The organism is Enterococcus crotali, assembly GCF_000633635.1.
Classification (GTDB): domain Bacteria; phylum Bacillota; class Bacilli; order Lactobacillales; family Enterococcaceae; genus Enterococcus_L; species Enterococcus_L crotali.
Map to the genome: position 1 here is coordinate 158741 of NZ_AYPQ01000003.1, position 12279 is coordinate 171019.

Annotated in this window: 8 protein-coding genes and 2 pseudogenes; all 10 read right to left on the reverse strand. The window is 35.9% G+C overall.

Annotation, left to right across the window (positions count from 1 at the left end):
- Nucleotides 1-51 precede the first annotated feature (51 nt).
- Entirely contained in the window at nt 52-1389 is a 1338-nt protein-coding gene (murC, locus tag V192_RS0109120) for a UDP-N-acetylmuramate--L-alanine ligase (protein WP_025871026.1), read from the reverse strand.
- Nucleotides 1390-1786: 397 nt separating this feature from the next.
- Nucleotides 1787-2686, reverse strand: a complete 900-nt coding sequence (locus tag V192_RS0109125) for a hypothetical protein (protein ID WP_035011207.1) — start codon at nt 2684-2686, stop codon at nt 1787-1789.
- A 182-nt stretch (nt 2687-2868) separates the two neighbouring features.
- A pseudogene (gene asnS / locus V192_RS19805) lies at nt 2869-4166 on the reverse strand (asparagine--tRNA ligase).
- Between the two features lie 49 nt (nt 4167-4215).
- The gene (locus V192_RS0109135; protein WP_025871030.1) at nt 4216-5406 is read right to left on the reverse strand and encodes a pyridoxal phosphate-dependent aminotransferase; all 1191 of its coding nucleotides are present in this window, start codon (nt 5404-5406) and stop codon (nt 4216-4218) included.
- 148 nt (nt 5407-5554) lie between these two features.
- Nucleotides 5555-6061: a cell wall elongation regulator TseB-like domain-containing protein gene (locus V192_RS0109140; RefSeq protein ID WP_025871032.1), complete on the reverse strand. Its 507-nt coding sequence runs from the start codon at nt 6059-6061 to the stop codon at nt 5555-5557.
- 76 nt (nt 6062-6137) lie between these two features.
- A pseudogene (locus tag V192_RS19810) lies at nt 6138-8905 on the reverse strand (helicase C-terminal domain-containing protein).
- Between the two features lie 372 nt (nt 8906-9277).
- Nucleotides 9278-9715: a hypothetical protein gene (locus tag V192_RS0109150; RefSeq protein ID WP_029948195.1), complete on the reverse strand. Its 438-nt coding sequence runs from the start codon at nt 9713-9715 to the stop codon at nt 9278-9280.
- Between the two features lie 113 nt (nt 9716-9828).
- Nucleotides 9829-10146 carry a hypothetical protein gene (locus tag V192_RS0109155; protein ID WP_082266001.1) on the reverse strand — a complete coding sequence of 106 codons (318 nt, stop codon included), beginning with the start codon at nt 10144-10146 and terminating at the stop codon, nt 9829-9831.
- A 114-nt stretch (nt 10147-10260) separates the two neighbouring features.
- Complete coding sequence (locus tag V192_RS0109160) at nt 10261-10623, reverse strand: DUF3592 domain-containing protein (protein WP_025871036.1); 363 nt, start codon at nt 10621-10623, stop codon at nt 10261-10263.
- A gap of 174 nt (nt 10624-10797) precedes the next feature.
- Nucleotides 10798-12159, reverse strand: a complete 1362-nt coding sequence (locus V192_RS0109165) for an amidase (RefSeq protein WP_029948198.1) — start codon at nt 12157-12159, stop codon at nt 10798-10800.
- Nucleotides 12160-12279: the final 120 nt, after the last annotated feature.

The following is a 12279-nucleotide window of genomic DNA, read 5'->3' on the forward strand; positions in this document are numbered from 1 at the left end:
TCAACAAATCACAAAATAGATCGTTGAGGCTTCTTCTTCAAATTGATTATTTTATAAAACGCTTCTTGTTGTATTACTTAATAATGTTTCGTAGGCTTGTTCAAATTTTTGAACATCCCCAGCGCCCATAAAGACCATTACAGCATTTTCATGATCTAATAGTGGAGAAACATTATCTTCTTTGATGACTTGACCGCCTTTTTGAATTTTACTTCCTAGATCTTCGATTTTCACGTCACCTTGTTGTTCCCTTGCAGAACCAAAAATATCACAAAGGTAAACAGCATCCGCTAAATCCAATGCTTCAGCAAAATCATCCATTAACGCAATTGTCCGTGTAAAAGTATGCGGCTGGAAAACGGCGATGATTTCTTTATCTGGATACTTTTGACGTGCTCCATCGATCGTTGCAATGATTTCTGTTGGATGGTGCGCATAATCATCCACAATGATCATGTCAGAGACTTTTTTCTCAGTAAAACGGCGTTTCACACCTTCAAATGTCAACATTTCTTCTGCTACTTTTTTCATATCTAATTTTTCAAAATACGCCACTGCAATCACACCTAAAGCATTCATGATGTTATGTTGACCAAATGCAGGCAAGACAAAGTGTCCGACGAATGTATCGTGGTGATACACATCAAAAGAGGAACCTTGCGTTGTTCGTTTGATATTTTTAGCTTGAATATCATCATCATCTGCTAAACCATAGTAATAAACAGGCACGTCTGTTTCTAATTGACGCAGATATTTATCATCACCATAAGCAAAAATCCCTTTTTTAACTTGTTTTGCCATTGTTTGAAAAGCAGAAAATACATCTTCGATACTCTTAAAATAATCTGGATGATCAAAGTCAATATTTGTCATGATCGCATAATCTGGAGAATAGGCCAGAAAATGACGACGATACTCACAAGCCTCAAAAGCAAAAAACTCGGCATTTGGATCCCCGTGACCTGTGCCATCACCGATCAAATAACTTGTTGGCGCAATACCAGTCAATACGTGAGAAAGCAAGCCAGTTGTACTTGTTTTCCCGTGAGAGCCAGTTACCGCAACACTTGTATACGGTTGAATAAAGCGTCCAATAAAGTCATGATAACGAATGATTTCAGCACCTAATTCTTTTGCTCGCACCAATTCTTCATGTGTATCAGGGAATGCATTCCCCGCAATAACAATCATATCTTTTGTAATATTATCCGCATCAAACGGTAAAATAGTAATGCCCGCTTTTTCTAAGTCACGTTGAGTGAAAAAATATTCATCTACGTCTGAGCCCTGTACTTGATACCCTTTTTCAAATAATACAAGCGCCAACGAGCTCATTCCTGATCCTTTGATCCCAACAAAATGATGTAATTTACTTTCTTGATTGCTCATTTTAATCCTCTTCTCTTAATTCCTATATAAATATATAATTATTCTACTTATTAAATTCGTACGTTCCTCATTATCATATAAAATTTGGAAATAATCAACCCATAATATCCTTCAATTTATTAGATATCATAAATCTTTTTTCTCGCAATAACACGCAAGCAATGGGAAAAACTATTTTTAAGTTTCTTTCTCTCTATTTCGTTTGCTAAATGTTGATACAAAAGCATTCATCAAACAAATTAAATAACAGCTTCTTATAAACTCACCAAAAAAAGAGTATTACTTTCTAATTAAATACCCTGTCTTTTTTAATTTTTCTAATTGGATAAGTTATAGCTCTTTATTTCAACCCTTTATTGATCTAATCATTTTCTGTATATAAAAAACAGTAAGTATTTTAAGAAAAATACTTACTGTTCTCAAGTTCCATACTGGAATCTTCAATAATTCCGCTTAGCGGTTTATCAAGGATGCCTTTCTTTTTTTCTTGCTCTGCTTCTGCTACTTTTTGCCCGTAAGCTGTTTGGGTTTTAGCATTTTGTTTTGCAGTTTTCAATTCTTTTCTAGAGCGAGGTAAGGTTTGGCTGATATCCTCTTCTTGTCCAAAACGCTCCATATCAGGTTTGATCTGTTGATACTGACGTCTTGTGACAGGAATTTCCGGTGAATCTTTAGGAATGTTGAACTTTTGAACGGTTGGGTCTTCATTCCCTTTTACTTGAAACGCGGCCGGTTCATCGTCAAAAAGCAAATACGAACTTTTTTCTTTTTTCATCGCTGCGGCTAATTCTTGTTCTGATAAAACAGGTGCCGTAGTTTCTGGTATTACGGAAGCTGGAATATATTTCGGTACAAAATAAGAACGAGTCTCATACGTAAAATCTTTCGAGAAGGCTGCTTTATTTTTTTTAGAAGTTTGATTAGAACCAAACCCATAAGCGCTTCTTTTTGGCATATCACCAAATAAATTGTTTTTTTGCTTCGGTGACGTTGTTTTATTATGTGTCATCATATAATTCGGTAGATTAGATTTATGGCGCGCTAACTCTGCTACCTGTTCTTGACTATGAGAAACATGTTGGTTATTGGTTTGTGTAGGCTTTTTTTTCAATGTTGGTTGAACTGAGATTGGATCTATGACCGGAGCACTTTCTTGTACCTGAGTGTTCGATTGAGTCATCATTGGATCTTCTTGGAACAATGTTCGTTTATTTTCAGAAGTTAATTTCACGCCTAAGTCATCGTCATAAGCTGGAAAACGAAAATGTTTTCTTTTGATTTGAGTTGGGTTTTCCATTCGAGTCATTCCTTTATTCTACTTTCTGTCAATTTTACCACAAAATCGTGGAATTCTAAACAAATTACCTTACTTTTCTTTTTTCTAGCGACACTTTTAACAAAACAGTTCATTGTTTATAAAAATGAGTCGTTGAAACAAAGAATAAGGCTTCGTTTCAACGACTAACTAAATAGTAATTTTTAAGGGTAAATACGGTTTAATAGACGTGGGAATGGACTTGCTTCACGAACGTGCTCAATTCCAGCTAACCAAGTCACTGTGCGCTCCAAGCCTAAACCAAAACCGGAATGTGGTACAGAACCATAGCGACGTAAATCTAAATACCAAGAATATTCTTTTTCATCTAGATTGTGGTTGCGAATTTGCTCTAACAAGTAATCATGGTCAATGGCTCTTTCAGAACCACCGATGATTTCTCCATAGCCTTCAGGTGCGATCATATCGGCACAGATCACAACGTCATCACGCGTTGGATGTGGTTTCATATAGAAAGCTTTGATAGCTTTTGGATAGTTTAAGATAAATACTGGACGGTCAAATGAATTGGCAATAAATGTTTCATGCGGTGAACCAAAATCATCGCCCCACTCAATATCATCAAACCCATTTTTCTTCAATAACTCAACTGCTTCGTCATAAGATATACGTGGGAATGGTAATTGCGTATATTTTTTCAAGACTTCTCTATCACGCTCTAACACGTCTAAGGCATGATCACAATTGTCTAATACGCTTTGAACTAAGAATGCAACATATTGTTCTTGCACTTCTAAACTTTCTTCTTGGTGCATAAATGCCATTTCTGGTTCGATCATCCAGAACTCGATCAAATGACGACGCGTTTTTGATTTTTCCGCTCTAAAGGTTGGTCCGAATGAGAACACTTTACCAAAAGCTAACGCTGCTGCTTCCATGTATAGCTGTCCACTTTGAGATAGATACGCTTTTTGGTCAAAATAGTTTGTTTCAAATAAATCAGTCGTACCTTCTGCTGTACTTGCAGTTAGGATCGGCGGATCGATTTTAACAAAGTTATTGTTGTTGAAAAATTCATATGTTGCACGAATAATTTCGTTACGGATTTGCATGATTGCGTGTTGACGTGAAGAGCGTAACCATAAATGACGGTGATCCATCAAAAAGTCGGTACCATGTTCTTTGGGTGTAATTGGATAGTCATGGCTTTCACCGATCACTTCAATACCTGTCACACCAATTTCATAACCAAACTTCGAACGGCTGTCTTCTCTGATTTCACCTATGATCCAAACAGAAGTTTCTTGTGTGAGACTTTTTGCTAGCTGAAAGACTTCTTCTGGTACTTCACTTTTTACTACAATTCCTTGAAAATAAGCTGTTCCATCACGTAATTGTAAAAAGGCAATCTTTCCGCTTGAACGTTTATTGGCGATCCAAGCCCTATTTTTACTGTTTCCCCTACATGATTTTTTGAATCAATAATTTGAATTTGTTCCACAATCGTCTCTCCATTCATCTATTCTTTTACCTATCCCGAATTAAGTCATTTATTTGATCGATTTGCTTTCAATAAAGGCTGCAATCCGCTTAACAGCTTCTTTTAACGTATCTAAATCAGTTGCATAGCTGATCCGGACATTTTCTGGAGCCCCAAATCCAGCACCTGTTACTAGTGCTACTTGCGCTTCTTCTAATAAATCATCTACCCACTTGGTCACGTCTGTATAGCCGCACATCGTTAGCGTCCCTTTGATATTAGGAAACAGATAAAATGCCCCGTGAGGTTTTTCTATCTTGAATCCTGGCAATGCCGCAAATAATGGATAGATTTCATTTAACCGGGCTTCAAACGCCTGTCTCATGATTTCAACGGTGTCTTGTTCGCCTACTAAAGCTTCGACTGCTGCATATTGGCTGACAGTAGTTGGATTACTTGTTGATTGTGACGCAATATCATTCATCGCAGAAATAATCGTTTCATCTCCGACTGCATACCCAATACGCCAACCTGTCATTGCATAGCTTTTAGAAACACCATTGATGATGACCGTGTGTTTTCTGATAGCCTCAGACAAAGTTGCTATCGGTGTAAAGGTAGCGCCATTGTAGACAAGTCGACCATAGATATCATCCGATACGATCAAAATATCATTTGCAACGGCCCACTCACCGATTTTGCGTAATTCATCTTCAGAATAAATCATTCCTGTGGGATTAGATGGAGAATTTAAAATCAATAATTTTGTCTTATTTGTTTTAGCTTCTTCCAATTGTTCCACGGTCACTTTAAACTCTTTTTCCTGAGCACAGGAAATAAAAACAGGGACGCCTTCCGCTAATTTGACTTGTTCCCCGTAACTTACCCAATATGGCACGGGAATGATCACTTCATCACTTGGATTCAATACCGCTTGGAAAAGAAGATATAACGCAAATTTAGCACCATCTGTTACGATCACATTTTTTGTTTCATAGTTTAATTGATAATAGGTCTCAATATATTTTACAACAGCTTCACGCAGTTCCTTGATACCAGCAGAGGCTGTATAATAGCTAGCTTTTCCACTTTCGATTGCTTGGATTGCTGCTTGTTGGATATTTTTAGGTGTAGTGAAATCTGGTTCACCTACAGTTAAACTTAATACATCTTTCCCTGCCGCTTTCAATGCATTAGCTTTTGCTGACGCCGCTAGAGTGACTGAGGGTTCTAATTTTTGTGCACGTCTTGATATATTCATACTTTCACTCCTCATTTTTTATCAGAGATTAGGACAAGCGGATGTAACTCCTAGTAAACTAAAGGAGCTGGTCTTTTTCAGACACCATCTATCCTTGTTTCATCATGTAAATAAACATCAACATGATTATTTTTATAAGCTTGTCTCGTCAGACATTCTTAATGATCATGATCTCTTCAGCCTTTTCAAATGATAACAGATAATAATTCAATGAACCATCTTCATTTTTGGTCACGACTTCCCAAGTTGGTTTATCGTTGTATAGACCTAAGCTGATTTTTTGAATCTCTTTTTCTTTATAATCGGTCTCAATAATTTGACGAATATGCCCTTCTTCCACACCATCTTTTTGATTCAGGACTGTCACTTTTTCTCCCGTTTTTGGGATAATTACCGCAAGCTCTTCTCCCTTATGATTTTTACCAGTTACGCTGAAATAAGTTTCTTTTCTAGTAAACCAATAAAAATTATCGACTGTTTCTAGCTGTGCATATTCTTTTGCGATTTCTGTGGCTTCTTTCTTCGCTTGTGTTCTTGGATGCGTTGAGCGAATATAGAAAATAGTCATCACTACAATAATCAATAATAAGGCCGCAATTATACCTATTAGGATCTTCGTATTTCTTGTTTCCTTTTGGTCTTCTTGTTCTTGCAATCGCCTCGCCCTTTCCAAACTTACTGGCTACCATTATAGCAGAAAATCACTTTAATTTAATAGATAGTAGATAAATTTATTTATTTAAAAATTCTTTTAGTTCCAAAGCGATCGCTTCTAACGACTCTTCTTTCACCACTAACCCCTTTGGTAATGCTTTTAACATGCGCTTACCATATTTTGCAGTCACCAACCGTCTGTCTAAAACAATTAGTGCGCCTTTATCACTATCAGAACGGATCAAGCGACCTAAAGCCTGACGTAAGCGCAGTGCTGCTTTAGGGAGTGCTTCATGAGTGAACGGATTGATGCCTTTTTCCTCAAGATGATCATAACGAGCTTTGACAAAGGGACGTTGGGATTTTCAAAAGGCAAACGTGTCACTATCAAAATCGACAGCGCTTCTCCCGGTAAATCGACCCCTTCCCAAAAACTGTCAGCGCCCAATAAAATACTATTTTTTGAATGAGCAAATCGTTTTAAGATTTTTTCTCGACTACCACTGATCCCTTGCGCTAAAAGCTCTCTACCAGCATTTAGAAATTGTGGATGCAAACGATAATACACACTCGATAAAATGTCATGGGATGTAAATAAAACCAGCATGGAACGATCTTGCTGTTGCGCTAGTTCTTGAATGACAGATGCAATATATGCAGAGAACTCCGCTGCATCAGCTTGACTGATTGCAATGGCTTCTGTTGGTATATATAAGCGTGCGTTTTGTTCATAGTTATAAGGATCAGGTAAAGTTTTGAACGAAACGTTCGTCAATCCTAGTTTATTCGGCAAATATTTTTTGTCATTGCCAAATTTCAACGTTCCGCCCGTGTAAAGAATTCTCTCATATCGATCATACCAAGTAGTCTCAGGTAAAATACTTGCCTCCAGATCATTGATTGAAAGAAAACCATAGCCTTGGGGCGTAATACTGTATTCTTTGATCCACCTTGGCTCCCAACTATTCACATAAATATCAACGCATTCATAAACAAATGCGATCCGTTCAAAAAATTGGAGCAAGCTAACAAAAATAATCCGCTCGGATGCTGTATATTTTTCCAATTCATCCGCAATCGATAATTGTAATCTAGTCTGGATTTCCTGCATCTCTGTCAAAAGAATTTCGATCTTTTGAATCGACACTTCTCCATTTAATGACAAATGATCAAATAGTGGCTTCCTTAGTAGAATTGCTTCTGGATGTGACTGCTTCTCTTCTTTAAACAACTGATTCATTTCATAAAATAAATCACTAAATTCTTCAATCAAATCATTCAAAGCATTAGAATAAATTCGTAACAATCGCTGCTCCTGCGTTTTAGAACTGAAAATTTGATTGACTTGATCAAAGAGCTGATCTTCTTCCAAATACAAAGCTGCTTGCTTTTTAAGTGAACTATAATTAAACTGACGGTTGGCAATTTTCCCAGCGATATCCGGCAAATGATGCGCTTCATCAATAATCAAATAAGAACTCTTAGGCAACAGCGGCACTTCTCTAAGTGTTTCTTGTGCTAAAAATGCATGATTGACGATCAATACATTGCTTTGTCGAACCTTCTTGTAAAGAAAACGCACAAAATCCTCCTCGTATAAAGAATCTTGTTCCGATAAAAAATCAATGCCGCGATGCGCTACATCACGCCAAAAAACATGATTAAAATTGGTTAACTGTAGTTCATCAAGATCACCTGTTTTCGTTTCAACTAACCAAACTAAAATACCCATTTGATACAAAGCATATTGTTTTTGCTGTACAGGATTTTTCAACGTGGCTTTAAACCGCTGCAAATCGATATAATGACGATGACTTTTAATAATAACAGCCTTGATTGGCTTAGGACTAATTTGATTAGCTAGCGGAATATCTTTTTCAATCAATTGATTTTGCAAGACGATAGAAACCGTACTGATGATAAGCGGATTCTCAGGTGTCGCTAAATAGCTTAGCGGAAACAAATAACCTAGTGTTTTCCCAGTACCCGTGGCTGCTTCAATAAATAGATTTTTATTTTCATCATTTGTAAAATGATCATACACTAAGTTCATCATCCGGCTTTGTTCAGAACGATAGCCGATCACCTCAGCAAAAACTTTTTCTTTCGCCTTTTTCTTTTGAGGAAAAACTGGGTTTCCATATAATTTTTCTTCAAATAATTGAACTTCTTTTTTCCTCAAGGCAATTCCTGAAACAACATGCTGCTCTTTACCTAAAGGTTGAATATCTTGTTTCATGTCTTCATATATATGATGGATATAAGAGCTCGTGTCCATGCCCGTTTGTTGACTTAAGCGATCGATTGCCTCCATTGTGATCAGTGGTAAACGTCGCATTTTGGCTTCGATCAATAATAAAAGTTCTGCCGTTACTTGTGCATCACTATCCGCTTGATGAGGATTGTCATGGATCAAACCTAAACTTTCAGATAAGTCACCTAAGCGGAAACTCTTTTCTGTTGGAAAGAAAATCTGAGCTAATTCCACTGTATCGATTCCAGGAATCTTTAGTTTTGGTGTACCACATCGAATCAATTCTTGCGTCAAAAAAGAATAGTCAAAATAGATATTATGAGCAACAAAAACTGTATCCGCTAATAAATTGTAAATCGTGAGTGCCACATCTTCAAAATAAGGGGCTTTTTGCACGCGAGAATTACTAATACCAGTAAGTTGCTGAATCTGCTTAGAAATAGCCTGATTCGGATTGATATCAGTCGCAAAACGGGAAATGATTTTTCCTTCTTGGATCAATACACAGCCGAATTGAATAATCCGATCAACCATTGGATCGGTTCCAGTTGTTTCTAGATCAACTACTGCATAGGTCTGCTTTTTCCTCATGGGCTTCCCGCCTTTCCTCTATCCTTGAAAATTATACTACAAAACGGAATTTTTTTTTAGTCTTAGTTTGAATGCTTGAGAGGGAAAGGTATTTTTACTCTAGATGTGAGGCCGAGACAAAAGTGTTTAGCTCCGAAGAAGTTGCTTTTTTCTCGCCGTTTATTCGGTTTTAGAGCACACATCAAAACTGATTTTTAGTTTTGTCCCACACCCGTTTTTCTTCTCAATAAAAAAAGTAATCACTCTTTACTATTTTCAGAACGACTACTTTGATTTCTAAAAACTTTTTCTAATTTAAATGTCCATCAGCTAAAGGAGGAGCACTGTGCCAAGACTCATATGAGCAATCTTTCTCATGAGGTTGAGAGAAGCTTACTTCTCTGCATCGAACAACACACTTATTAATTCATCATACTTTTTCGGTTTATCGTTACTACCGTACATTGATTTTGACTGCCCGTCTTTATAATTAATTGCTAGTGACCATTGATACCCATCCATTATATTCTTATTGACATATTTCTCTTTCCAATTAAAAATACCTGTTTTGTTGATTTCTTTCTCAAATTTTCTTACCTCACAAATTTCATGCATTTCAAAATCTTGCTCAGGAATACCACCGATTTCACGTGGTGCTCCACCTTTACTATACTCAGGATTAATAAATATTTTTTTGGTAGCATCATCCATGTCTACTTTAACCGCTTGAGTTATTACACCAAAACTTGAAGTCGTATATAAAATTTCGGTAATTTCTTTTGTTTGCTCTTCTTTAGAGCACCCCGATAGTATCAAAACCGCGAATACCATGACTAGATACCTGTATTTTTCATTTACTCCTCCTGCTCTAATCCTTTTGCTAGCAGCTATCATCGTTCTTTTAGACTATTACAAAACTTTTTCAAATCGCCTTTGAGAATTTGTTATAACATTGATTCGTTAGAATAATAGCTGATCATTTTATTATTTAGTTTGGCATATTCTATCTCTCTTCTTGTACTTTCTCCAATGTAGCCGTCAACATCGATCACAAAAATTTCGTCAGCTATTTCTACTTTTTTAAAATGGATTCTCCCAAGTAATTGGGCTGTTTCATCTGTCATTTCAACATTTTCATTTTCTTCAAAAAAACAGGGGCTTAGCACTGCCACTCCCTTTTGAGTTAGCTTCGCTTCAACTTCTTTAAATTCTTTAATAAATTTTATTGAGCCACATAATGTTACTACCGTTATATTATTCATCACTTTCCTTCTTTCTGATTGTTTTGAGAGTAAACACTCCTTTGTCTTATGAACGATGTTTCTTATTGTAAAAATAAGAGAAATAGCTTATACACTTTTTACAACAGCTTTAAACTAAACATCATATTTTAATTTAAATTTTTTTGGATTATCTTGAGCATATAAAATAGTTACAAACTTACCTTCTTGAAAAAAAGCTCTATTTTTGGTTTTTGTCCAAACTGTTTGAGTCGCAACTACAGAATTTCCATCGTTGAGAACGATGTTGACTGTTAATTTTACTCGACGAGTTGATTCACCTTTTGCATAAGATATATCATTTCCGTATGTACGTTTTGAAAATTCACTTTTTATAATCTCCACATTGGTTTCGATCCAAGTTACATCCGCCGACTGTTGTATCCAGCGAAAATAGAGCATTCTAGCCAAAAAGAATAGTACAATACCTACAACAGATATAACAATTAAATTTTCCATATGCTAATTCTCCTTCAATTGTCCAAGTAGAAAAACTAAGAGGCCATTACTCGATCTATTTCATCATCGATTTTTTAGAGTCATTACCTGCTTCAGACTATATTATTTTTCATGGATTATTTTTAAGTTTTACTTTTTACGAGGTCTAGAAGTTAACATTTGTCTTAGTTTCCTCTAGCTAATAACCTCTATTATAACTGACGAGAATTTCAAATGAAAATCCGTTTCTCTCTGAAATTCTTCTCCAATATCAATTAGATGTTGTTCACAAAAATTATCTGCAATTATTTGCATACCGATCGGTAAATTCTTATCCGAGAAACCAATGGGGACCGTTAAAGTAGGTAATCCAGCATTTGAAAATGGAACATTAAATTTAGGAGATCCCGTTTTTTCTAGTCCTTCTGGAGCTGTTTCTGGTGTAGTCGGTGTAATTAAAAGATCAAATTCTTTAAATAACTCTCTCATACTTGATTTATAATCATTTCTTAAAAGTTGTGCATTTACATACTCGACAGCTGTATATGACATACCAACTCTAATATCATCGTTCAATTCTTTACTAAACAATTCTTTATTCACTTCTAACCTATCTTGATGGTATGCTGCTGTTTCAGAATCCACTACAAGTCCGTGGGCACGATTCGCTTCACCAAAGTTTTTAGGCATCTTGCATGACAAAATAATATGACCTTGTTTTTCAAGAACTCTAATTGCATTTTCTAAATTAGACATAACCTCTGCTGATCCTTCAAAATAGTTATCTTTTATCAGTCCAATTTTAAATTTTTTACTAGAACTACTATTTACATTTAATTCAGATACTATGCGATTCAAAGAAAAGCAATCTTTTGCGTCATATCCTTTAATTTGATTAAATACATACGTAAGATCTCTTACGTTTTTTGTAAATATACCCACACAATCTATACTCGGACTAGCAGGCAATATGCCATATTTACTTATAGTACCAAATGTTGGCTTTAAAGCTGAGAGCCCATTGTATGATGCAGGACGCATTACTGAACCTGACGTTTGAGTTCCTAGGGAGAAAAGTACCATACCACTTGCCAAGGCTGCTGCAGAACCAGTACTTGAACCTCCAGGTGTATGAGATAGATTCCATGGATTTCTTGTTTGAGGAGCCCCTCCCCCACTTGCAAATTCTGTTGTGGTCGTCTTTCCTAATAATAATGCACTCGACTTATTTAATTTTTCAATAACTGTCGCATTTTGGTCTGGTATAAATCCTTTTAACGTTTTGGAACCTGCTTCTGTTCGTATATTTTTTGTTAAGAAAATATCTTTCACTCCATATGGAATAAAAGAAAGTGGTGATAAGTTATTAGATTCTTTACTAATATTTATTTGCTTTATTACAGACATTTCACTCTTTAAAGTTTCCCAAGCTAGAATTTGTGGCTCAACAATTGTAATGTGTTTATAAAATTCATGGACTAGTTCTTCTGGTGAAATACTTTTTTTACTCAACAAATTTTTAGCTTGTTCAATCGTCAGTTTATGTATATTCATCATTATCTCCTCCTAATAATTTGAAAATCACTTCTCAGCTCTTTTACTATTAGTATACTAATCCCTATTACTATAGCTATAAAAAAATAATTATTCAACGTATCAAACCACTTTATTTGCACT